Origin of the sequence: Nocardioides sp. (assembly GCA_037045645.1) — a bacterium.
In the GTDB taxonomy this organism is placed as follows: Bacteria; Actinomycetota; Actinomycetes; order Propionibacteriales; family Nocardioidaceae; genus Nocardioides.
Window position 1 is genome coordinate 186,342 of sequence record JBAOIH010000001.1, and the last position, 24,586, is coordinate 210,927.

Here is a 24,586-nt window from a genome sequence, read left to right on the forward strand (position 1 = left end):
GTCATGAAGAGGCGTGCGTCCGCCATGCGTCAACCAGTGACGGGCCGTACCAGGTAAGCAGGCGACCGCTCACCAACTCCGTCTCCAGCGCGAACGCCTCCGGCCCGTCGGCGTCGGTGAAGACGTACGGCTCATCGGGCAGCAGCACGACATCGGGCCCGGCGCCCTCGATGTCGGCGACCTCGACCGTCGGGTAGCGGCTGCGGTCGGCGAAGACATTGGCCCAGCCAAGGCGCCGCATCAAGTCGGAGGTGAAGGTGTCGCCGCCGACGACCATCCACGGGTCGCGCCAGATCGGCACCGCGACGGTGCGGGTCACCGGGGGCAAGGACCCGGTCCACAACTCGCGGGCCTGCTCCAGCCACTCGGGTCGCGGCCAGCCCAGGACGGTGTCGAAGAGTTCGTCGTACGCCGCGATCGCCTGCGGGACGTCGTCGATCTCGCTCACCCACACACGTACGCCCGCCTCTCGCAGACGGCGTACGTCGAGTTCGCGGTTCTCCTCCTTGTTGCACACCACCAGGTCGGGCTGGAGGTCGACGATGGCGGCGACGTCGGGGTTCTTGGTGCCGCGGACCCGAGTGACGTCCAGGTCGGCCGGGTGGGTGCACCAATCGGTCGCCCCCACGACTGCGTCAGGCCGGGCGCTCGCCAGTGCCTCGGTGATCGACGGGACGAGCGAGACGATGCGCATGCTCTCGTTCTACCCCAGCGGACAGGTGGGCTAGACGTTGCGGCGGTACTGCCCGCCGACCTCGAAGAAGGCCTCGGTCACCTGCTGCAGCGAGCAGACCCGAGCCGCATCCATCAGCACCGCGAACACGTTGCTCCCCCTCGACGGCCGCCTGCTTGAGGCGTACCAGCGCAGCCTCGGCCTCGTCGGAGTGCGGAGTCTGGAACGCACGCACCCGAGTCAGTTGGGACTCCTTCTCCATCCTCGGTCGCGCGCGCCAACTCGATCTCGACCGGCTCACGCTCGGAGTCGGGCCGCAGGAACGTGTTGACGCCGATGATCGGCAGCGAGCCGTCGTGCTTGCGGTGCTCATAGAGCAGCGACTCGTCCTGGATCCGGCCGCGCTGATAGCCGGTCTCCATCGCGCCGAGCACGCCGCCGCGTTCGGCTGATCCGGTCGAACTCGGCGAGCACCGCCTCCTCGACCAGGTCGGTGAGTTCGTCGATGATGAACGAGCCCTGGTAGGGGGTTCTCGTTCATCGCCAGGCCCCACTCGCTGGTCGATGATCAGCTGGATCGCCAGCGCCCGGCGCACGGACTGCGCTCGGTCGGCGTGGTGATCGGCCTCGTCGTAGGCGTTGGTGTGCAGCGAGTTGGCGTTGTCGTAGATCGCGCATCAGCGCCTGCAGCGTCGTGCGGATGTCGTTGAAGTCCATCTCCTGCGCGTGCAGTGAACGGCCGCTCGGTCTGGACGTGGTACTTCAGCTTCTGCGACGCGCTCGCCGGCGCCGTACTTCTCCTGCATCGCCACCGCCCAGATGCGGCGCGCGACCCGGCCGAGCACGCGAGTATTCCGGGTCCATGCCGTTGGAGAAGAAGAAACGACAGGTTGGGCGCGAAGTCGTCGATCTTCATCCCGCGTGCGAGATAGGCCTCGACGTAGGTGAACCCGTTGGCCAGCGTGAACGCGAGCTGGCTGATCGGGTTCGCCCCGGCCTCGGCGATGTGATAGCCGCGAGATCGAGACCGAGTAGAAGTTGCGCACGCCGTGCTGGATGAACCATTCCTGGATGTCGGCCATCATCCGCAGCGAGAACTCGGTGGAGAACAGGCAGGTGTTCTGGCCCTGGTCCTCCTTGAGGATGTCGGCCTGGACGGTGCCGCGCACGTTGGCCAGAGCGCCCGGGCCGTGAGTGTCGCGCGCTCCGCCTCGTCGGGCTCGCGGCCGTGCTCGTCGCGGAAGTCGTCGACCTGCTGATCGATCGCGGTGTTGAGGAAGAACGCCAGCACCGTCGGGTGCGGGGCCGTTGATCGTCATCGAGACGCTGGTCGTGGGCGCGACACAGGTCGAAGCCGCCATAGAGCACCTTCATGTCATCCAGCGTCGCCACCGAGACGCCCGAGGTGCCGACCTTGCCGTAGACGTCGGGTCGCGGGTCGGGGTCGCGGCCATAGAGGGTGACCGAGTCGAAGGCGGTGGAGAGCCGGGTGGCCGGCTGGCCTTCGGAGAGCACCTTGAAGCGCCGGTTGGTACGCGCCGGGTCGCCCTCGCCGGCGAACATTCGCGCCGGGTCCTCGTCGTCGCGCTTGAACGGGAAAACGCCGGCGGTGAAGGGGAAGATAGCCCGGCAGGTTCTCGCGGCGCCAGGAAGCGCGACGAGTTCGCCGTGGTCGCTGAAGCGGGGCAGCGCGACTCGCGGGATCTTGTTGCCGCTGAGCGAGTTCCTTGGTCAGCTGGGTGTGGAGTTCTCTGTCGCGCACGACACACGACCTGCTCGTCGCCGGAGTAGGACTCGACGACACTCGGCCAACGCTCGATCTGAGTCGCAATCTCGTCCGGGATGTCCGCACGGGCGGAGGTGAGCAGCGCGTCGAGGGTGGTTTCGAGACGGGCTGCGCCCTCCTCAACCAGCGAGCCACTTCCGGTGGTTGAGGAGCCCGCGGCAGCGGGCGTCTCGAAACCACTCAGTTCGCCCGCCACCAACTCGATCCGCTGCACCCGCGAAGCGGCGGCGGCCAACCGCTCGGTCTCGGCGTGATAACGGCGTACGGTCTCGGTGACCTCGGCCAGGTAGCGCACCCGCTCGGCCGGCACGACCTGACGGATCATGGAGGAGTGGCGTACGTCCACCGGCGCCAGCGTGCCCTCGGCCAGCGGCAACCCGAGCTCGCCCAACGCGTCGCGCAGATGCTGATAGAGCGCAGTGACCCCGTCGTCGTTGAAGGTGGCCGCCGAGGTGCCGAAGACCGGCATGTCGTGGGGCTGCTTGCCGAACGCATCCCGGTTGCGGACCAACTGTCGGCCGACGTCACGCAACGCGTCGGCTGCGCCACGACGCTCGAACTTGTTGATCGCCACGGTGTCGGCGAAGTCGAGCATGTCGATCTTCTCCAGTTGCGACTGCGCGCCGAACTCCGGCGTCATCACATACAGCGAGTGGTCGACCAGCGGCACGATGCCCGGCGTCGCCTTGTCCGATGCCGGGCGTCTCGATGATCACCAGGTCGAAACCCGCTGCCTTGACCACGTCGACCACATCGCCGAGGTGGTCCGGCACCTCGTGCGCGCCGCGGGTCGCCACGGAGCGGAAGAAGATCCGGTCGCCGTCGAGGGCGTTTGCCCGGATCCGGTCGCCCAGCAGGGCGCCGCCGCCCTTGCGCCGGGTCGGGTCGACCGCGAGCACGGCGACTCGCAGTTTGTCCTGCTGGTCCACGCGCAGGCGGCGTACGAGTTCGTCGGTCAGCGACGACTTGCCCGAGCCTCCGGTGCCGGTGATGCCGAGCACGGGAACCGTACGACGGGCCGCCGCCGATCGGATCTCGGCCAGCATCGCGTCGTCGAGTCGACCTGTCTCGGCGCCGGTGATGGCCCGTGCGATCGCAGGGCGGTCGCCGGCGAGGACGGCGTCGAGTGCGGCGGGCGCCACGTCGTAGGGGTCGAAGTCGCACGACTTCACGACGGAGTTGATCATCCCGACCAGGCCGAGCCGCTGGCCGTCTTCGGGGGAGAAGATCGTGACGCCCGACTCACGCAGACGGGCGATCTCGGCGGGCACGATCACCCCGCCGCCACCGCCGACGACCTTGACGTGATCGGCCCCGGCCGCACGCAGGCGCTCGACGAGGTATTCGAAGTATTCGACGTGTCCGCCCTGATAGGAACTGACCGCGACCCCTTGGACGTCCTCCTCCAACGCCGCGTCGACGACCTCCTGGACCGACCGGTTGTGACCCAGATGGATCACCTCGCAACCCTGGCTCTGCAGGATCCGGCGCATGATGTTGATCGAGGCGTCATGACCGTCGAACAGGCTCGACGCGGTGACCAGACGTACGGGGTGCTCGGGGACGTGCAGTTCGGACACGAGTGCTCCTCAGGGTGCGGAATGACGCAATACTAGGACATCCAACTATCTACTTGGAAGTAACAACGTGATCGCCCGCGCTCGACCGCAGCTCGCTGAGCAGTTCGGTTAGTCGTACGACGTCCGTCCCTGACAATCCAGGGTGGGAGAAGACTGCCTCGTTGAGTGCGGCGGTCGCGGCCTCCACGGCCGCCAGGCCGTCGTGGGTCAACGAGGCCAGCACGATGCGACGGTCGCCGTCGGGGCGCAGTCGCTCTACGAAACCCTGCCTGACCAGGCGATCGACGGCGCTTGTGACGCTCGTGGGATGCACCTGCAAGAGCGACCCGAGGCGGGTCATCGGCATCGACTGCGAACGGGTGAACGACAGCAGGCGAAGCACTTCATAGCGCGCGAAGGTGAGCCCATAGGGCCGCAGCACCGACTCGATCCGCTCCATCTGCAACTGGTGGGCGCGCGCCAGAGAGGTCACCATCGCCATCCCGTCGGCGGCCTCGTCCCAGCCGTGTGCACGCCATTGGGCGTGCGCTTCCCGAATGGGATCTCGCTCTGGCGTCATAGCGTTGATCCTAGGCACTTGGACATCCAAGTTCATCTCGAAGCCAGGTCCTTGTCGCGATTCCGGGCCGAGAACTCCCCCCGTACGGCACGATGTGACGATGACCGCCACGCGCATCCCGATCCCCGCCGCAGACCAAACGTGGCTGCACATGGATCGGCCCAACAACCTGATGTACGTCCACTCCGTGGTCTGGTTCGCGCAAGCGCCCGAGTGGTCGGCCTTCGTGGCCGTCCTGGAAGAACGCCTGCTCGCGCGCTTTCCGGTCTTCTCACGGCGCGCCGTTGCGATCGGAGGCGAGTGGTGCTGGGAGAGCGTTCCGGATTTCGATCTGACCAGGCACGTCCGAGCGGTCACCTTGTCCGGCGACGAGACCGACCTGAAGGCCTACATCTCCGGTCGCTTCTCCGACCCGTTCGACGACGACCACCCGCTGTGGGAGGTCGAGTTGATCTCGGGAATCGACGGGCTCCCCGCGGTGATGCTCGCGCGCTTCCACCACGCGCTTGCCGACGGAATCAGGCTGACGCAGTTGATGCTCAGTTTGTGTGACCTGGACAGCGATGCGCTGCCACCGCGCGTGGGCCGCTCGGGTTCTGGACTGCTGAGCGCGACGACGGCACTCGTACGACGCTCGGTCACGGATGGTCTGGACGTGGCTCGCGGAATGGTGGCACTGCCGGCGCGGATGCTCGGAGCGGGTTTCGGTCCCGGCTGGGAACTGCTGACTCGTCCGCGCAGCGTGATCGACGTGCTGGAGCGGCTTGGTTCCGAAGGCAACGCGACGGTGAACACGCTGGCCGAGATCACCCGAGTGCTGACGGCTGCGCGCAGCGTCGAGACCTCGTGGAGTGGGGAGCCCGGCGTGACCAAGACCGTCTCGTGGATTACCGACCTCGACCTGGACCTGATCAAGGCCTTGGGCAGACTCCACGGCGGCACCGTCAACGACGTACTGCTCGCGGTCGTGTCACGCGCTGTGTCGGCGTACCTGGCGGAGAAGGGCGGCGCGGTCGACGAGATCCATTGGATGGTGCCCGTGTCCTTGCAGCCGCTGGATGCCGAGTTGCCCAAGGACCTGGGCAATCACTTCTCGTTGGTGTTCTTGCCGATGCCGCTGACTATCGACGACACCGCCTCCCTGATCGGGGCGATCCGTGAGCGGATGCAGCGGATCAAGAGCAGTGCCGAGCCGGTGATCACTTTCGGAGTGCAGTGGGTGATCGCCGAGTCGCCGAAGTCGGTGGCGGTCGCGCTGACCAACCTCTTCGCCAACAAGGGCGTCGGCGTGCTCACCAACGTCCCCGGTCCACGAGGACCGATGAGTCTGGCGGGGGCACCGGTGGCAGGCACGTTGGGCTGGGCTCCCACCAGTGGTGACCAGCCGTTGAGTCTGTGCCTGTTCAGCTATCACGGCTCGGTGAACATCGGCATCGCCGCCGACGCGGGGCTGATCCCCGACCCGGACCGGATCGCCGAGTTGCTGCGCGACTCGTTCGTGGAGATGATCGCCGACTTGGACTAGTCCCCGAGTGATCAGGGCAGCGGCTATGACGTGCCGAAGGAGATCAGGCGATTGCCGCCGTCCTGCACCCGCCAATAGACGCGCCCCTCGCTGACCTGCGTGTGGATGATCTGGTCGGCGAATCCGTAGTAATGGCTGCTCCAGAGTTCCTCGCCCGTGAGGATGTCCACGGCCGACAAGGTGCCGCCAGCCACGTTCACCAGGGCGGTGTCACCGACCAGAGTCACTGACCCGGCCGTTTGTGAGTCGATGTCTTCTCGCACGACCTCGCCGGTGAGGCGATCGAGCACTTGGAGGGAGAACCAGCAGGAAGTGACGACGCACTGCTCGTTGACCGCGAGGGTATGCCTGGGTTCTCCGCTGACGCCCTCGCAACCCTGGCGGCTCCACAGTTGCTGACCCGTGCTCGGGTTGAAAGCTCGATAGCGACTGCCGTCGAGGAGATAGACGCCGCCGTCGTGGACCACCGGTGGCTCGAGCCCCACGTTGCAGTCGGCCAGAGTCTGGCCCCAGAGCTTGACTCCATCTGATGCTCGACGAGCTTGCAGTTCGCAACCCTCGATCGAGAGCAGGGTGGCGCCGTCGCTGCTGACGCCTCGCGCCTGGCCCGCTGGCACCGACCACGCCACCGCGTGAGTGCTCAGGTCGTACGCCGTGAGTGCCCCGGCACTTCGTACGACCAGTCGGCCACCGGCCAGGATCGGCGCGGTCTGCCAGAACTGGCCGTTCGTGCCTGCGGTCGTACGCCAAAGGATCGCGCCGGTGCTCGGATTGAGTGCCGCCGCGGAGCCATCGCTGAGCAGCGCATAGAGAGTCGCGCCACTGCCGGTGCCCGACAAGGTGGTGCCGCCCATCCACGTGACGCCCGATGGCGCAGGCGTACTCCACGCTGTCGTGCCGGACGTCCCGGCCGTCGTGTAGGCGGCGAGCGCGTTGCCGCCGTCGACGATGACGTACGCACGGCCGCCACCGATCGCGAACCCTTCGGAGGGTGTGGCGCCGGCTGGCAGCGCGGCAGACCAACGTTGGGAGAAACCGGTGAACTCCGGCTTGCCGAGCGGCATCGTCAGTACAGTCGGGTTGTGGCCGTCGGTGCCGAACGGTCGCAGCCATTGCGCTGGAGCGATCGCTCGCACGGTGATCGCAGTCCGAGCTGTCGCGGTGAGTCCGAACGAATCGGTGACCTTGACGGTGAAGTAGGACGTTGCGGCTGCCGTCGGTGTCCCCGAGAGGGTCCCGTCCGCCGCCATCGTCACTCCGGTCGGGAGCGCACCCGCCGTCACCTGCCATGTGAAGGGGCCTTCCCGCCGTCGGCCTTGAGGGACGCCGAATAGTCCCGCCCGGTGAAGGTGCTGGGCAACGCCGGACGAGGCAAGGACAATTGCCGCGGACCGACACCGAGCACGTACGTGCGGTACGCGGTCGGCGCGATCACGTGTCCTGCGCTCGCCAGCGTCCGACTGGCGCCGGGATAGGGCAACTCCACCTGCGTGAGCTTTCCCGGTCGCGGCGTCGAGTCCCACGAACCCGGACTTGCCGCCATAGCGGATCAGGCCGCTGGAGTACCCCCAGACCATCCCGTTGGTGACCGCCGGCTTGGCCCAGACCCGTTCGTTCAGCCTGGTCGTCCACAACTGTTGGGCGTCGCTGTGCCGGATCGCGAAGATCCCGCCGACGCCCCTCCCGCTGTAACACTGGCTGGACATCGAGACGTACGCCCGCTGGTCGTCGGCCGAGACGGCCATCGTGGACCAGGCGGCATCGCCCCAACCGCGCAACTGTGCGCCGGTGGAGGTCGAGCGCCAACTCACGCCGTTGGCCGAACCGAGGAGCAACTCGTTGCGGTTGGGAAGGATGACGATGTTGCCTACAGAGACCGCTTGGCTCCACGAGATCGCCCCGCCGGCCAGGGCTCGCGCGACGAGCTTGCCGCCCTCGGCGAGGTACACCCGAGTTGCGTCGGCGGCCCAGTCGGCGACGTCGCCGGAGAGGGCCACCTTCCACTGCAATGCGCCGTCGCTGAGGCGATAGCTGATCAGTTCGCCACCGGATCGGACGAGGACGTTGCTGCCGGCGATCAAGAACGCCTGCACGGAATGACCGGGGTGGGACGTCGCGGTGTCCCAGGCCACGGCGCCGTCTCCTCGGGCGCGGGCCCGGAGGCCCGAGGTGCCAGCTCGCAGCACCAGGCTCGGGGTCAGCCGCACCTGGGTATAGCACTCGTCGTCGGCACGACTCCAGGACTGCGCGCCGGTGCCGAGGCTCGACAGCCGGACCACTTGCTGTCCGTCGACTCGTAGGCACTCCACCAGGGAATTGCCTCGGACATCGATCACATCACCGGCTGAGGCGCGTTCCTGCTCGATCCCGAACAGGTCGAGGTTGTCCTTGGTGATGGTCTGTTCGTACGGTGCCCAGTTGCGCTGGGTGGCGTCGGTGATCCACTCGCTGGTCGTGTTGGGCGCGGTCACCGCGAGCGTGAGGTTGCCCGTAGAGCTCTTGCCGGTCGCGTCCGTCACCTTGACGGTGAAGTTGGTGGTTCCCGCAACGGAAGGTGTGCCGGTGATCAGCCCACGGGCGGTGAGGGAGAGGCCGGCGGGGGGCGTTCCTGTCGTCACACTCCAGGTGTACGGCGCGGTGCCCCCGGCAGCCTTGATCCCGTACGCGTAGTTCCATCCCCACCTGTCCACTGGGCAACGTGGTGTCGAGCACCACCGGGTCCGTTGGCCGGGTGATCTTGATGTTGATTTCGGCGAACACAGTGACGAAACGGCCGCGCGCCGTAAAGGTGGCCAGGAAGGTGCCGGTCTTGGTCGGGCGACCCTTGAGCCGACCATCTGGTGTGAAACTCAACCCCGGGGGGAGTCCGAAGGCGCCCCACGACTCCACGGTGATGGCCCCGACCGTGGTGAGTTGGGCGGCGTACGGCACATCCTGGAGACCATCGGGCGGCGGCAGGATCGCCATCCCGCCATCGGCGCCGCTCTCGACGACTTGGAGCGGGGCTTCCAGACTTGCGTAGTGGGTGCCGTCAGTCGCCATCACCGTGAATCTGGTGGTCCCGACGACGGTCGGTGTGCCCGAGAAGATCCCGTCGGGTCGCAACGTCATCCCAGCGGGCAGGTTGCCGAAGGAACTGAACGTGGCCTCGCGACCGTCGTGGGTGCTGAACCGCGCCCCGAAAACCTCGTTGACGTTCGCGGTGCGCATGTCGGTGGTGATGTAGAGCATCTCGGCTCCGGCAGGGAGCACCTGGAGTCGATAGGCCACCTCGGCCGTACGCGAGCCGTCGGCCGCTCTGAGCGTGAACGTGAAATCCCCCGCGGCAGTCGGGGTGCCGTTGATCCACGCGGAACCGCTGCCGGGGCTGAACGTCAGCCCGGCCGGAATCGTGCCGCTGACGACGGACCAGGTCAGGTTGCTGCTTGGCTCACTGGACGCGATCGTGTAGTTGGAGACCTGACCGACCTGTGCGTCGGCCAGCCGTGCGGGCGTGATCAGGGTCAGCGGCACGTACGCCACTACCTGCAGCGGCAGTGTCCGCGAGGCCTTGCGCCCCCCGGCGTCGGTGACCTCGAACGTCGGGTTGCTGGTGCCTGGCGTGGTGGCGGTGCCGGTGATCTGTCCGGCAGCAGAGATGGACAGTCCCGGAGGCAGTCCGACCGCGGTCCAGACCAACGGCGCCGTCGCGCCGGCCGCGGCCAGGCTCGCGGCGTACGGCTGGCCCACCGAGGCTGGCGACAGCGCCGTGGTGGTGATGCTCATGGCCCCCCGAATGGTGAGTCCGAACGTCGCGGAGTCTGCCCCATAACTGTTGAGGGCCCGGACCGTGATCTCGCCGTCGAACTGCGATCCGGTCCTCCCCGAGATCCGCCCGTCGCTATCGAGAGTGAAGTTCCTCGGGAGTTCGCCCGAGGCCAACTCCCAGGTGATCGGCTTGGTGCCGGTCGCCTGCAAGGTCGTGGAGTAGAAGACCCCCACGGTGCCGAGGGGCAGCGACCGGGTCGTGATCTCGGGAGGAGTTGGTGTGCCGGTCGAAACGGTCAATCTGACTGGCTTAGAGACGCTGGGCTTGTAGCCCGGCGAGCCTTTGAACTTGGCGCGGAAGTCAGCGGTCTTCTTCTGGCCCGATTGCCGGAACTTCCATTTGCCTTTCTTGTTGGTCTTGACCTTGCCTACGGTGACGAATTTCCTGCTGCCCGCGACCTTGCGCTGCACGAGCACCTTTCGCTTGGCCAGTGGCGACTTGCCGGCCTTCAACGTGCCTTTCAGCCGTGCTTCGCCGCCGCTGGGCACGGTCGTGCTCACCAGCTTGGCCACCAGTTTCGTACGCACGGCAGCCTGCGCGGCCTGGCCCGCCACGGGTGCCACCAACGCTGTGGGAAGCAGCAGGGCCAGCAGTGCGAGCAGCAGTCGGCGCACAGTCATCAACACTCCCCATCGGGTGACGGGCAGCAGGTGCGCCCGGGCCTCTCGGCAGGCTAAGTCGCGGGCGTCGGGGCTCGGAGGCGAATCCGTGATTTTGCTATCCGGTCTAGACCAGGGCTCGGTGCGGCAGATGGCACATGCAGGCACTCACGCCACGTCCACGGTCGCGGTCCAGGCTAGTTCTTGGACTTGGCCTTCGGGCTCTGCTTGTTCTTCTTGCGCTTGCCCAACTTGCCGTCGGCCTTGTTCTTCTTCTTCTTCTTCTTGGCCTTGGTCTTCTTGCTCTCCTTCTCGGCAGCAGGAGCCTCGGCTTCGGCGAGCAGCGGAGCGAGGGCTCGGGCCACCGCGCCGTCGACCAGACTACGCAACTCACGTACGACCGACGCCACCGCCTGCTCGGCGGCTTCGCGCGCGATCGCGGTCGTGTCCACGGGAGCCGCGGGGGCTGACGCTGCCTGCTTGGCGGGCGCCTTCTTGGCCGGCGCCTTCTTCGCAGGCGCCTTCTTGGCGGGCGTCGTGCTGGATGCAGGTGTACTCATGGAGGGTCCTTCGAGGCCGTGAATCTGGATGCGCCAGTCTTTCACCCGGCCCACCCGCTCGCCTGACCCGAAGGTAGGGGTCGAATCCCGTGCGGCTACGGCGGCCCGAACGCGAGCAATCGACCTGTGGTGCCGTCACCCTGCTCGCGGTAATACAGCCGACCTCCGCTCACCTGGACGTGCTGCATGGAGTAGCCCAGAGCGGGGCTCTCCCACAGCTTGGTCCCGCTCACGATGTCCGTGGCGACGATCGTGTTGGCGCTCGTGGTCAGCGCCGTGTCGCCGACCAGTGTGAGGGTGCCAGCAGTGACGTTCTCCACGAAGTTGGCGAGTTCGCCCGTGCGCCGGTCGAGCACGTCGAAACCGCCGTAGTTCCCGAAGCCCGGAGCGACAAGGTATTGCTCGTTCACCGCAAACTTCGCGGATGCAGTGAGGTAGCCGCGACGACTCCACAATGGTGTACCGGTGGTCGCGTTGAAGGCCCGATAGAGGTAACCGTCGTGCAAGTAGACCGCGTCGCCAAAGACAACTGGCGGATCCTCGCCCAGATAACACTGGCCCAGCGACTGCGACCACACCTTCACACCGTCGGCGGCGCGTCTGGCTTGGAGTTCGCAACCCTCATAGGTGAACACCCGGGTGCCATCGCTGCTGGCGCCTCGGTCATCGGTCATCGGGATCGACCACGCGGGGGCGTGGGTGCTCAGGTCGTACCCCGTCAGTGCCGCCCTGGTACGCGTGATCAGGCGCCCTCCGGCCAGCAGCGGAGCGGTGTTCTCGGACAACCGGTTATCACCGACTGCGGGTCGGGTGCGCCACAGGATCGTGCCATTGGTGGGGTCCAATGCCGCCACCGTGCCATCGGTCAGTTGCGCATACAGTCGCGCTCCGACTCCTGTGCCGGATAGCACCGTGCCGCCGATCCAATACTGGCCGTCTGGACCAGGCGTGCTCCATGCGGCGGTGGCGGTGCTGCCCGCCGTCGGGTACGCCTCGAGACGACTGAAATTGTCCGTGATCACGTACGCCCGCCCGTCGCCGATGGCGAATCCTTTGGACGAATAGGAGTAGGGCGTCGTGGCCGACCAGCGCTGCGAGAAGGTCGCGAGTTCACCGTCCCCCAGGCGCATCGTCAGGGTGGACGGATTCTGAGCGTCGGTGCCATAAGGACGCAGCCACTGCGCGGGTGCGACCGAACGCACTGTGACGGTCGTCGACACCGTCTTGGACAGTCCGAGCGCGTCGGTCACCTTCGCGGTGAAGTCGTAGACCCCGGCAGTGGTTGCCGTGCCCCCGAGTGTGCCGTCGGCCGCGAGCGTCACGCCGGGCGGGAGTGTGCCTGCCGTACGCACCCAGGTGAGAGGTGCTTTCCCGCCTGACGCGGACAGCGACGCGGCGTACGGCTGACCGGTGAATGTGCCGGGCAGATTCTGACGCGGCACGACCAGCTGACTCGGCCCGGTGCCGAGCACGAACGTCTTGTAATAGGTGGGCGCGACGAGGTGGCCCGCCCCCGCCAGCGTGCGGTTGGCACCCGGGTGGGGAAGTTCGACGTGCGCCAACTCGGCACCGGTGGCGGTGTCCCAGCCGTAGAACTGACTGGTGCCGCCGTTGCGGATGAGACCGCTGACCGAACCCCAGACGATGCCGTCGGTGACTGCGGGCTTGCCCCAGATCCGCTCGCCGAGATCATGACTCCAAGCCTTGGTGGCATCAGCATGTCGGATCGCGAAGATCGCACCGGAACAAACGCCCCACGAGCAGTCGGTGTACGTCGCCACATAGGCCCGCTGATCGTCGGCCGACAGCGCGTTGGCGCCTTCGTCGTTGTTGGTCCACGAGCGCACCTCGGCGCCGGTCGAAACGGACCGCCAACTCAGGCCTGCCCCGGCAGTCACGACCACCTCGTCGCGGTTGGGCAGTGCCACGATGTTGCCGAGGCCGGCGAGCGGCCGACTCCACGCGACTGCGCCGTTCCCGGCCAAGGAGCGGGCAACGAGGTTGTCCTCCTCCTTCAGATAGACCCGTGCAGCGTCGGCGGCCCAGTCGCCGATGCTTCCCGTGAGTGTGCGTTTCCACTGGAACGCGCCGTCGGAGAGGCGATAACTGACGAGAGCATCTCCATATTGGGTCAGGACGCTGGTGCCGGTGATCAGCAGGCGGCCGGCGGCCTGCCCGGAGTTGGTGGTGGCGGTGTCCCAGACCAAGGAACCGTCGCTGAGCGCGCGCGCTTGGATTCCGTTGTAGTTCGAGATCACGACCAGGCTCGGCGTCATCTTGATCTCGGTGCACTCGGCGTCATTGCGACGCCACACCTGCGCCCCGGAGTTCAGTTTGGCGACGCGCACGCTCGGCAGGCCGTCGAGGGAGACACATTCGGCGAGGTTGTTGCCTCGCACGTCGAGGCGATCGCCCGACGCCTCCCTGTCGTACTCAATGCCGAGGAGTTCGACGTTGTCGCCGGTGATGGTCTTCTCGTAGGGCGCCCAGTTGCGTTGGGTGCCGTCGGTGACCCACTGCGTGGTGGTGCTCGGCGCGGTGACGGTCAGGGTCACGGTCGCGGTGCCGGTCGCGGCGCTCGCGTCGGTGACCTTGACGGTGAAGGTCGCCGTGCCGGTGGCGGTGGGCGTGCCGGACAGGAGACCCTGCGCATTGAGCGTCAGCCCTGCCGGTGGCGCACCGCTCGTGATCGACCAGGTGTGAGGGGCGGTGCCGCCCGCGACCTTGAGGACGTACGCGTACTCGACCCCGACCTGGGCTCCGGGAAGGGTGCTGTCGACAGCCAACGGAGTGGGCGACTCGGTGATCTTGATGGTGAAGGTGGCATTGGCGTACGCGTTCTGGCCGTCGTTGACGAAGACCCTGCTCTCGTAGGTGCCCGTGGTGGAGGGGCGACCGAAGATCCGCCCGGTCGAACTGAGCGTGAGACCTGGTGGGAGTGCTTCGCCCGACCAGTTGAGCGTGCCACCGCCCCCCACAGCGCCGAGTTGAGCCGAGTAGGGCGCCCCCCGCAACCCGTCGGGCGGGGTGCCGGTGATGGCGATGCTGCCCGAGCCCCCATCCGCGACGACGAAGGTCACCTCCTGCTGGGCCAAGCGATCGGCCGTCGTTGCGGTGACCGCGAAGGTGGTGTTGCCAGTCGTGGTGGGCGTGCCGCGCAGAATGCCGTCGACGCCCAGGCTCATGCCGGGAGGAAGCGCGCCGACGGAGCCGAAAGTGACCGGCGTGGTGGCGTTGGTGGTGAAGCGGAATCCGTACGGCTGGTTGGTCTTGGCCAAGGGCAGGTTGGTGTCGATGGTCAGCATGTCCCCGGCCGGGAGCACGCGCAGTTTGAAGGTGCGCGACGCGGTGCGTACGCCATCGGTGGCGGTGACGGTGAAGGTGAAGTCGCCAGCAGTGGTGGCGTACCCCCTCATCACGGCGTTCTCGCTGATGGTGTCCAGCCTGAGGCCTGGAGGCAGGGTGTCGCTGGAAGTCCACGTGAGTTTGGAGTCGGGTTCGTTCGACTCGATCGTGATGTAGGGGGTGGCGTCGACCGCGAGGTCGGGCAAGCGTTCGGCGGTGATGATGGTGAGCGGGCCAGTGCCCGCGACCGAGAGTCCGAAGAGTTTCCCAGCGAGGTCGCCGTCGCTGCTACTGACGATGATGCGCAACGGGTAGATGGTGACCTTCGTCGGGGTGCCGGTGATGCGCCCTGCCGAACTCAGGCTGAGCCCGGCCGGCATCTCCTCCGCTGACCACTGCAGCGGCGCCACCCCACCGGTCGCCGTGAGGGTGAAGTCGTAGGGCTGGCCCTTCGTGGCAGGGGGCAGGGCAGTAGTGGTGATGACAAGGTCACCCGGCTCGACCGTCGGTGTGGTGGTCGGCGTGGCGGTCGCGGACGTTGTCGGCGATGCCGTGGACGTGGGGCTTGTGCCTTGCAGGATCGTGAGTTTGAGGGTGGCGGACGCGCTGCCCGCGGAGTTGCTGACGGAGACACCGAACGTGTTGGAGAACGTCTGAGTGGGAGTGCCCGAGATGACACCAGCAGAACTGAGCGTCAGTCCGCGCGGAAGGCTCCCCGACGTCAGCAGCCACGTCAGCGGCGCCGTGCCCTCGGCCTTCAGAGTGGCTGAGTAGGCCGCTCCCACCATGCCGTTGAGCAAGGTGCTGGTGGTGATGGTCGGGGCAGTGCCGGTGCCTTGCACGGTGAGGGTGACCTGCTTCGACCGGCTCGGTTTGTACCCGCCTCCACCCTTGAACTTGGCCCGGAAGGTCGCGGTCCTCTGCTGGTTGGTCTGCTTGAACTTCCACTTGCCCTTGCGGTTGGTCTTGACCACGCCGACCTTGCGGAACTTCGTGGTGCCGTCGAGCCGGCGCTGCACGATGACCTTGCGTCGTGCCAGCGGCTTCCTGCCTGCTTTGAGGGTGCCCTGGATGCGGGCCTCGCCCCCGGGCGCCACCGATGAGGTGATCAGTTTGGCGACGAGTTTCGTACGAATTGCCGCGGCCGCGGGTTCACCGGAGACCGGTGCGATCAAGGCGACCGGTAGCAGCAACGACAGCAAAGCGAGTACGAGGCGGCGCAGACTCATCGATTCCCCTGGCAAGCGGGCCGAGAGCCGGGTGCTCCCGGGCCTCTCGGCAGGCTAAGTCGCGGCGTCGGGAGCCGGAGGCGAATCCGTGATTTTGCCGTCCGGTCTAGACCGGGTTGACCGCGTCGGCCCGTGCCTGACCGATCTGTGATCGACCAGGGGTGAGCGTGGCCACCCGTGGAAGTCTGGACCCATGACGTTCCGCAAGATCCTGGTCGCCAACCGTGGCGAGATCGCGATCCGTGCTTTCCGTGCAGCGGCCGAGGTCGGTGCGAAGACGGTCGCGGTCTTCCCGCACGAGGATCGCGGCAGCGAGCACCGACTGCGCGCCGACGAGGCGTACGAGATCGGCGAGGTTGGCCACCCCGTGCGTGCCTACCTCGATCCCGGGGAGATCGTGGCCGCGGCCAAGAAGGCCGGTGCGGACGCGATCTATCCGGGCTATGGCTTCCTCTCGGAGAACCCGCAGCTGGCCGCTGCGTGCGCCGAGGCCGGCATCACCTTCGTCGGACCGCCGCCCAGTGTCCTCTCCCTGACCGGGAACAAGGCACGTGCCATCGCCGCGGCCAAGGCGGCCGGTGTCCCGACGCTGAGGTCGGTCGACCCCGGCACCGACGTGGACGCACTCATGGACCAGGCCGCCGAGATCCCGTACCCCCTCTTCGTCAAAGCTGTCGCGGGCGGTGGCGGTCGCGGCATGCGCCGCGTCGAACGTCGGGGCGATCTGCGCGACGCCATCGAAACCTGCATGCGCGAAGCAGAGGGGGCGTTCGGCGACCCGACCGTCTTCATCGAGCAGGCCGTCGTCGAACCGCGCCATATCGAGGTGCAGATTCTCGGGGACCTCGAGGGCAACGTCATCCACCTGTACGAGCGGGACTGCTCCCTGCAGCGACGCCACCAGAAGGTCATCGAGATCGCGCCCGCGCAGAATCTCGATCCCGAACTGCGCGATCGGATGTGCGCCAGCGCAGTGGCCTTCGCCCAGGAGATCGGCTACCAGAACGCCGGCACCGTCGAGTTCCTGGTCTGGAACACCGACGGTGCGCCCGGTGCCAAGGGAAGTGACTACGTCTTCATCGAGATGAACCCGCGCATCCAGGTCGAGCACACGGTGACCGAAGAGGTCACCGACGTCGACCTCGTGCAGTCGCAGCTGCGCATCGCGGCGGGGGAGACCCTGGCCGACCTCGGGCTGAGCCAGGACAGGATCGCGACCAAGGGCGCGGCTTTGCAGTGCCGCATCACCACCGAGGACCCTGCGAACGGCTTCCGGCCCGACACCGGCAAGATCACCACCTACCGTTCGCCCGGCGGGCCCGGCGTACGCCTCGACGGCGGCACCACCTACACCGGCGCCGAGGTCAACGCCCACTTCGACTCGATGCTGGCCAAGCTGACCTGTCGGGGCCGGACCTTCGAGATGGCCGTGGAACGAGCCCGCCGGGCGGTGGGTGAGTTTCGCATTCGCGGCGTGGCCACCAACATCCCCTTCCTCGAAGCAGTGCTCCACGACCCCGACTTCGTCGAGGGACGGGTGACGACGAGCTTTATCGAGACCCACCCGCAATTGCTCCAGGTGCGCAGCGGCGGCGACCCGGCCACGAAGTTGATGAGCTTCCTGGGCGACGTCACGGTCAACAAGCCTCATGGTGCGCGGCCCGTCACGCTCGACCCCGTTACCAAACTGCCCAGGCTCACCACCGACACGCCGCCCGAGGGCAGTCGCGACCGCTTGCGCGCTCTTGGACCCGAAGCGTTCGCCCGCGCGCTGCGCGAGCAGACCCAGGTCGCCGTCACCGACACCACCTTCCGAGACGCCCACCAGTCGCTGCTCGCGACCCGCGTACGCACCCGCGACCTGCTTCAGGTCGCCGGGCATGTCGCGCACACGCTCCCGCAGTTGTGGTCGGTGGAGTGCTGGGGCGGGGCGACGTACGACGTGGCGCTGCGCTTCCTCAGCGAGGATCCGTGGGAGCGGCTCGCCGCACTGCGTCAGGCGATGCCCAACCAATGCCTGCAGATGCTGCTGCGCGGTCGCAACACGGTCGGCTACACGCCCTACCCGACCGAGGTCACCGACGCGTTCGTCGCCGAGGCCGCCGCCACCGGCATCGACGTCTTCCGGATCTTCGACGCCCTCAACGATGTCGACCAGATGCGGCCCGCGATCGAAGCCGTACGCTCCACCGGCTCGACGGTCGCCGAGGTCGCGCTGTGCTACACCGGCGATCTCAGCGATCCGCGCGAGCAGCTCTACACCCTCGACTACTACCTCAGGCTCGCCGAACGGATCGTCGACGCGGGCGCACACGTGCTGGCGATCAAGGACATGGCCGGGCTGCTGCGCGCGCCCGCCGCTCGTACGCTCGTGACCGCGCTGCGCAGCGAGTTCGCGCTGCCCGTGCACCTGCACACGCACGACACCCCCGGTGGCCAGTTGGCCACCTTGCTCGCGGCGATCGAAGCGGGCGTCGACGCGGTGGATGCGGCGTGCGCCGCGATGGCGGGGACGACCTCCCAGCCACCGCTCTCGGCGCTGGTCTCCGCGACCGACCACACCGAGCGCTCGACCGGCCTTGACCTCGACGCGGTGTGCGCGTTGGAGCCCTACTGGGAGGCGACGCGACGCGTCTATGCGCCCTTCGAGTCCGGGCTGGACTCCCCGACTGGTCGCGTCTATGTCCACGAGATCCCCGGCGGGCAGTTGTCCAACCTGCGCCAGCAGGCGATCGGGCTCGGTCTGGGTGAGAAGTTCGAGCAGGTCGAGGACATGTACGCCGCGGCCGACCGCATCCTCGGCCGTCTCGTCAAGGTCACGCCGTCGTCCAAGGTCGTCGGTGACCTGGCTCTGGCTCTGGTCGCGGCGGGCGCGGACCCACTGGAGTTCGAGGAGGACCCGCAGCGCTTCGACATCCCCGACTCGGTGATCGGCTTCCTGTCCGGCGAACTCGGGGATCCGCCCGGCGGTTGGCCCGAACCGTTCCGGACCAAAGCCCTCGGGGGTCGGGTGGCCAAGCCGCGGATCACCGAACTCACCGACGAGCAGCGTGCCGGTCTCGCGCACGATCGGCGTCACACCCTCAACCACCTGCTCTTCCCCGGCCCGGCACGCGAGTTCGACGAGGCCCGCGAAACCTGGGGTGACGTGTCGATCTTGCCGACCTCGGCCTATCTCTATGGTCTCCAGCCAGGTGAGGAGGTCGTCGTACGCTGGGACGCCGGCAAGGCGATGCATGTCGAGATCGAGGCGGTCAGTCCTGCCGACGAGCGTGGTTTCCGCACCGTGATGGCCAAGCTCAACGGTCAGTTGCGACCACTCAGCGTGCGCGACCGCCACGAGTCGGCCGCCGTCGCTGCAGCGGAGAAGGCCGACCCCAAGACCCCCGGCCAGGTTGCCGCGCCTTTCCAGGGCTCGGTCACCGTCTCAATCGCCGAGGGTGACAGCGTCGAGGCGGGCCAGGTCATCGCTACCATCGAGGCGATGAAGATGGAAGCCGCGATCACGGCACCCCTCGCGGGCACGGTCCAGCGCCTGGCCTTCACCGGCACCAAGCCGGTCGAGGGCGGCGACCTCGTGGTGGTGATCGCGTGATCTTCGAGCAGGCCGCGTTCGGGCCGATCACCTTGCGCAACCGGATCATCAAGGCGGCGACCTTCGAAGGGCGTACGCCGCACGGTCTGGTCACCGACGAACTGATCGACTACCACCTGGCTCCTGCGCGCGGCGGCGTCGCGATGACGACCGTGGCCTACCTCGCGGTCGCACCCGAGGGGCGTACGCACCGCGAAGTCATCGTGGTCGGCCCCGACACCGCGCCAGGGCTGCAACGGCTCACCGACGCGGTCCACGAGACCGGCGCGAAAGTGTCGGGTCAACTCGGACACGCAGGGCCGGTGGCCAATGGTCGTTCCAACGGCGTGCATGCTCTCGCGTCGTCGCGAATGCCGAGCCCGTTGTCGATGCAGATGATCCACGCCGCGACCGAGCTCGACCTGGCGCGCATCACCAAGCAGTACGCCGCTGCTGCCCGCACCATGGTCGACGTCGGCTTCGATGCTCTGGAGATCCACCTCGCCCACGGTTATCTGATCTCGTCGTTCCTCGCGCCGGGCCTCAACCGCCGCCGCGACAAGTGGGGCGGGCCGCTGGAGAACCGTGCCCGGTTGGCTCGCCAGGTCGTACGCGCCGTACGTGACGAGGTCGGGGACGAGGTTGCGGTCTATGCCAAGACGTCGGTGTCGGACGGTTTCAAGGGTGGGCTGACCACGGAGGAGGCCCTGGAGTTCGCTCTGCTGCTGGAGGCGGACGGCTGCCTCGATGCGCTGGAGTTGTCGGGTGGATCGTCGTTGATGAACCCGATGTATCTGTTCCGCGGCGAGGCTCCGCGCAGGGAGTTCGCCGACGCGATGGCGATGCCGTTGCGGCTGTTGCTCAAGGCGGGCGGCGCGCGCTTCCTGAAGGCGTACCCCTATGCAGAGGCCTACTTCCGCGACAAGGCCCTGCGATTCCGAGCCGAACTGAAGATGCCGCTGATCGCGCTGGGTGGCTACACCGAGCGGGCCACGCTCGATCAGGCGATGGACGACGGGTTCGAGTTCGTGGCGATGGCGCGCGCACTGCTGCGCGAGCCCGACCTCGTCGATCGGTATGCCCGCGAGGAGGCGCGCACCGGGATCTGCATCCACTGCAACCGCTGCATGCCGACCATCTATGACCAAACCCGCGGAACGCACTGTCCCCTCGTGGAGCTCTAGCCCTCGAAGAAATTTAGAACCTGTTCTAGATTGGCCCGCATGGGCAAGCCTCTGCGCGTCATCGTCTGGTCCACCGGCACCGTCGGTCGCCACGCCATCGCCGGCATCGACCGCCACCCTGATCTCGAACTCGTCGGAGTCTGGGTCTCCAGCGCCGACAAGGTCGGCCAAGACGTCGGCCGGCTGGCAGGTCTCGACCGCGACCTCGGCATCGCTGCGACCGACGATCGTGACGCGCTGCTCGCGCTCGGACCAGACGCGATCGTGCACTGCGCGATGGCCGACGACCGGATCTTCGAGTGCATCGAGGACCTCTTCGGCTTCGTCGAGGCCGGCGTCAACGTGGTGTCGTCGGGACCGGTGCTGTTGCAGTGGCCCGAGCGGATCCTGCCGCCCGAGATGCTGACTCGTCTGGCAGACGCAGGGGAGCGTACGGGCGCCAGCCTGCACGTCAACGGCATCGACCCGGGCTGGGCCAACGACGTGCTCCCGTTGCAGTTGACCTCGTTGTCGCAGCGCATCGACGAGGTGCGGGTCATGGAGATCGCCGACTACTCGACCTACTTCCAGCCCGTGGTGATGCGCGACATCTTCGGATTCGGCAAGCCGCTGAGCGAGAAGCCGCTGCTCTGGGAGCCGGGCATCCTCTCGACCGCGTGGGGCAGTGTCGTACGCCAACTCGCCGCGGGGCTCGGCGTCACGCTCGACGAACCCCTGACCGAGGAGATCGAGCGTCGCCCGGCAGCCAAGTCGATCAGCACCGTGTCCCTCGACATCGAGGAGGGCACGATGGGCGCGGTCCGGTTCGCCGTGATCGGCAAGGTCGACGGCGTCACCCGGATCGTGCTGGAACACTTCACCCGCACCGATCCGGCCGAGCATGACGACTGGCCTCGTCCGGCGACCGGCGACGGCTGTTATCGCGTCGAGGTCAAGGGCGAGCCGATGATGCAGGTCGAGTTCACCCACCACGGCGAGCACGGCGACCACAACATCAGCGGGATGATCGTCACCGCCCAGCGGCTGGTCAACGCGGTGCCTGCGGTGGTCGCCGCCAGGGGCGGCCTGGTCACCGCCCTCGACCTGCCGTTGGTCACCGGGCGCGGGCTGGTCTCCCAAGGTCCGGTGGCGTCGTGATTCTCGACCGCTTCCGACTCACCGACCACGTCGCGATCGTCACCGGCGCCGGCCGCGGGATCGGCGCAGCGTGTGCGATCGCGCTTGCCGAGGCGGGCGCCGACGTCGTGATCAGCGCCCGAAATGTCGAGCAGTTGCAGGAGATCTCCCGGCAGGTGGAGTCGCTCGGACGGCGCACCCTGGTGGTGCCCTCCGACCTGTCTGACCCGGCTGCGGCAGCTGCGCTGGCCGACGCGGCGTACGACGAGTTCGGTCGTATCGACACGGTGATCAACAACGTCGGCGGCACCATCCCCAACGCTTTCCTCGACACCGACGTCGAGTATCTGGAGGAGTCGTTCCGGTTCAACGTCGCCACCGCGCACGCGCTCACCCGCGCCGCCGTGCCGATCATGCTCGGCAACGACCCGGCGCGGCCGGTGCGAGATGCGGATGCCGAGCCGCTGCCGCAGAAGTCGATCGTGTCGATCTCGTCCATGCTGGGACGCACCGCCGGGCGGGGCTACCTGGCGTACGGCACGGCCAAAGCCGCGCTCTCGCACTGGACCCGGCTGGCGGCAACCGACCTCGCGCCACACGTACGCGTCAACGCGGTGGCGGTCGGCTCGGTGCTCACCAGTGCACTCGAGTTTGTCGCGGGCGTGCCGGAGATGCGCGCTCAGTTGGAGGGGCGTACGCCTCTGGGCCGCATCGGTGACCCCGAAGACGTCGCGGCTGCCGTGGTCTACCTGGCCTCGCCGGCCAGTCGGTTCGTGACCGGCAAGGTGCTGGAGGTCGACGGCGGCATCCAGGAGCCCAACCTCGACCTGGGACTGCCCGACCTCACTCCAGGACCCCCGGCCTAGAGTCCGTTCTCGATGTCTGTCTCCACCGCGCGCGCGATCTCACCCGACTCCGGCACCCACTGGACCGAACCCGGAGCCTGGCAGGTCGCACCTGGCATCCACCGGATCCCGTTGCCGCTGCCCATGGACGGGCTGCGGGCGGTCAACGTCTATGCGATCGAGACCGATTCGGGCCTGACGCTGATCGACGGCGGTTGGGCGATCGAGGTGTCGCGCAACCTGCTGGACGAGGCGCTGGGATCGCTGGGCCGTTCCGTACGCGACATCGACCGCTTCCTGGTCACCCACGTGCACCGCGACCACTACACCCAGGCGATCACGATCCGCAGCGAGGTGGGCTCGCACGTCTCACTGGGGTTGGGCGACAAGCCGACCCTCGATCTGATCTTCGACGAGACGCTGACCGATGATCCGCACATCGCGATGTTCGAGGCGTGCGGTGCCCACGACATCGCCAAGTTGTGGGGCGACTTCACCCGCGAGGCGACGCCGGACCTGTCGATCTGGGGTTATCCCGACACCTGGCTCGACGCCGACGTCGAGATCGCCGTCGGGGACCGTACGTTGTCCGCGATCCACACTCCCGGTCACACGCAGGGGCACTTCGTCTTCGCCGACCAACCCGCCGGGCTGCTCTTCGCGGGTGACCACGTGCTGCCCACGATCACCCCGTCCATCGGCTTCGAACCCAATCTGGCCGAGCAGCCGCTGGGCGACTTCCTGGGCTCGCTGACCAAGGTCCGGGCGCTGCCCGACCACTTGTTGCTGCCCGCCCACGGCCCGGTCGCGCCCTCGTCGCATGCCCGGATCGACGAACTGCTGGTCCACCACGAGCAGCGACTTCGCCAATGCCGCGCCGCCTTGTCGAGCGGTGCGCGCACTGCGTACGACGTCGCCCACGACCTCGGCTGGACCCGCCACGAGACGCCGTTCGTGCGCCTGGACGTCTTCAACCAGGCGCTGGCGACGCTGGAGACCCGGGCACACCTCGAACTGCTGGTCGCGCGCGGTGAGGCCACCTCCCGCGACGAGTCGGAGTATGACGGCGCCAGTCTCCGCCTCTACGCCGAGGGGTCACCAACTCACGCCGAGGGGTCACAAACTCACGACGGTGCTGACCGCTAGCGCAAGAATTCGAGCGTACGAACCCGCGCGCGCCGCGCCTCGGGCAGCGTCGGCAGGATCCCATAGACGTGGAGCAGGTCGGGTTCCTCGACGACTTCTAGCGGCCAACCGGACTCACGAGCCCGCGTCGCCAGCAGTCGGCAGCCGGGCGAGAGCAGGTCGCGGGTGCCATAGAACATCAGCGCGGGTGGCAGCCCCGCCAGGCCGGCCAACGCGGGAGACACCTCGGGGCGGCTTGGATCGGCACCAGACCACCAACCCGCGTACGCGCGCAGTTTGCCGATGAACAGCCACGGATCGATCGCATCCATTGCGTCGGTCTCGGGCGTCGAGGTCGTCAGATCCACCCAAGGCGCGTGCAGCAGCAGGTGGGTGGGTTGCGGGAGACCCCGATCTCGCAGTGCGATCGCGACTGCGAGTGCGAGTCCACCTCCCGCGGAGTCGCCCGCCAGCACGATCCCTCCCGGTAGGGCGGCCCAGCGGGCGGCGGCTTCCACCAGCGCGTCGAACGAGTCGCGCCAGGTGTGCTCGGGAGTGAGCGGGTAGTCGGGCAGCACGATCCGCGCACCTAAGGCGTGGGCCAGACGCGAGGCGTACCTCACGTGGAAGGGGTCGATCGGCGCGACGAATCCACCGCCGTGCACATAGAACAGCGTGCGGGTCGCGGCGCTGCGCCGCGGCGCGAAGACGTACGCCGGGAACTCCGGCCCGCCAGGCACTTGCCAGTTCTCCTGCGAGATCGACCAGCGGCGCCGCCAGCCGGGTGTGGCTGCCAACGGCAGGGATCGGTCGAGACTTGCGTGCCAGCGCTCGAGCCGACGGCGCTCGGTCTCGACGTCGTCGAGGTCGCGCGACTTGCGCAACCTGGGCAGGGCGTACGCGAGGAACTCATGGCGGCGGCTCGGCATGAGTCGCAGCGTAGAGGCGCCGCACCCATCCGGAGAACTGCGGCCATGGGGCGGCTTCGCCGTCAGCCGAACCCTTTCCAGCCGCAGTTCTTTGCAGGGTTTGGAGGGTCAGTCGGTCTCCGCATGCGCCGCGAACGTACGCCCGCCAC

At 67.6% G+C, this 24,586-nt stretch carries 16 protein-coding genes and 1 pseudogene; 6 read left to right on the plus strand and 11 right to left on the minus strand.

Annotated features, from left to right (window positions below; genetic code table 11):
* Position 1: 1 nt before the first annotated feature.
* From V9G04_00970 to V9G04_00995, 6 genes and pseudogenes are all read right to left on the minus strand, one after another.
* Entirely contained in the window at positions 2-694 is a 693-nt protein-coding gene (locus V9G04_00970) for a helical backbone metal receptor (GenBank protein MEI2711884.1), read from the minus strand.
* Between the two features lie 113 nt (positions 695-807).
* Entirely contained in the window at positions 808-1,095 is a 288-nt protein-coding gene (locus tag V9G04_00975) for a hypothetical protein (protein ID MEI2711885.1), read from the minus strand.
* A 255-nt stretch (positions 1,096-1,350) separates the two neighbouring features.
* Positions 1,351-1,842 (minus strand): methylmalonyl-CoA mutase family protein, encoded by a 492-nt coding sequence (locus V9G04_00980; GenBank protein MEI2711886.1) that lies wholly within the window; start codon positions 1,840-1,842, stop codon positions 1,351-1,353.
* 232 nt (positions 1,843-2,074) lie between these two features.
* A pseudogene (locus tag V9G04_00985) lies at positions 2,075-2,236 on the minus strand (hypothetical protein).
* 747 nt (positions 2,237-2,983) lie between these two features.
* Complete coding sequence (locus V9G04_00990) at positions 2,984-4,039, minus strand: cobalamin-dependent protein (GenBank protein MEI2711887.1); 1,056 nt, start codon at positions 4,037-4,039, stop codon at positions 2,984-2,986.
* A gap of 49 nt (positions 4,040-4,088) precedes the next feature.
* On the minus strand, positions 4,089-4,598 hold the full coding sequence (locus tag V9G04_00995) for a MarR family transcriptional regulator (GenBank protein ID MEI2711888.1): 510 nt from the start codon (positions 4,596-4,598) through the stop codon (positions 4,089-4,091).
* Between the two features lie 100 nt (positions 4,599-4,698).
* On the opposite strand from V9G04_00995, the gene V9G04_01000 reads away from it, so the two are divergent.
* Positions 4,699-6,123: a WS/DGAT domain-containing protein gene (locus V9G04_01000; protein ID MEI2711889.1), complete on the plus strand. Its 1,425-nt coding sequence runs from the start codon at positions 4,699-4,701 to the stop codon at positions 6,121-6,123.
* Between the two features lie 23 nt (positions 6,124-6,146).
* Here V9G04_01000 and V9G04_01005 read toward each other — a convergent pair whose 3' ends face one another.
* From V9G04_01005 to V9G04_01020, 4 genes are all read right to left on the minus strand, one after another.
* The gene (locus tag V9G04_01005) at positions 6,147-8,459 is read right to left on the minus strand and encodes a PQQ-binding-like beta-propeller repeat protein (protein MEI2711890.1); all 2,313 of its coding nucleotides are present in this window, start codon (positions 8,457-8,459) and stop codon (positions 6,147-6,149) included.
* Between the two features lies 1 nt (position 8,460).
* Positions 8,461-10,551 (minus strand): Ig domain-containing protein, encoded by a 2,091-nt coding sequence (locus V9G04_01010; protein MEI2711891.1) that lies wholly within the window; start codon positions 10,549-10,551, stop codon positions 8,461-8,463.
* A gap of 176 nt (positions 10,552-10,727) precedes the next feature.
* The gene (locus V9G04_01015) at positions 10,728-11,090 is read right to left on the minus strand and encodes a hypothetical protein (protein MEI2711892.1); all 363 of its coding nucleotides are present in this window, start codon (positions 11,088-11,090) and stop codon (positions 10,728-10,730) included.
* Between the two features lie 95 nt (positions 11,091-11,185).
* Positions 11,186-15,664 carry a putative Ig domain-containing protein gene (locus V9G04_01020; GenBank protein MEI2711893.1) on the minus strand — a complete coding sequence of 1,493 codons (4,479 nt, stop codon included), beginning with the start codon at positions 15,662-15,664 and terminating at the stop codon, positions 11,186-11,188.
* Positions 15,665-15,857: 193 nt separating this feature from the next.
* Here V9G04_01020 and V9G04_01025 point away from each other — a divergent pair, with 193 nt between their 5' ends.
* From V9G04_01025 to V9G04_01045, 5 genes are read left to right on the plus strand one after another with little or no spacing between them, the layout of a single operon-like run.
* Positions 15,858-19,259 carry a pyruvate carboxylase gene (locus V9G04_01025; protein ID MEI2711894.1) on the plus strand — a complete coding sequence of 1,134 codons (3,402 nt, stop codon included), beginning with the start codon at positions 15,858-15,860 and terminating at the stop codon, positions 19,257-19,259.
* Positions 19,256-20,422, plus strand: coding sequence for an NADH:flavin oxidoreductase (locus V9G04_01030; protein MEI2711895.1), 1,167 nt, complete (start codon positions 19,256-19,258; stop codon positions 20,420-20,422). Before V9G04_01025 ends, V9G04_01030 begins: the two co-directional genes overlap by 4 nt.
* 39 nt (positions 20,423-20,461) lie before the next feature.
* Positions 20,462-21,559 (plus strand): diacylglycerol kinase, encoded by a 1,098-nt coding sequence (locus V9G04_01035; protein ID MEI2711896.1) that lies wholly within the window; start codon positions 20,462-20,464, stop codon positions 21,557-21,559.
* Positions 21,556-22,404 (plus strand): SDR family oxidoreductase, encoded by an 849-nt coding sequence (locus tag V9G04_01040; protein MEI2711897.1) that lies wholly within the window; start codon positions 21,556-21,558, stop codon positions 22,402-22,404. Before V9G04_01035 ends, V9G04_01040 begins: the two co-directional genes overlap by 4 nt.
* A gap of 12 nt (positions 22,405-22,416) precedes the next feature.
* A complete protein-coding gene (locus tag V9G04_01045) occupies positions 22,417-23,529 on the plus strand; it encodes an MBL fold metallo-hydrolase (protein MEI2711898.1) in 1,113 nt (370 codons plus the stop codon).
* Here the strand turns inward: V9G04_01045 and V9G04_01050 are convergent.
* Entirely contained in the window at positions 23,526-24,437 is a 912-nt protein-coding gene (locus tag V9G04_01050) for an alpha/beta hydrolase (GenBank protein ID MEI2711899.1), read from the minus strand. The two genes, V9G04_01045 and V9G04_01050, sit on opposite strands and share 4 nt — an antisense overlap.
* Positions 24,438-24,586: the final 149 nt, after the last annotated feature.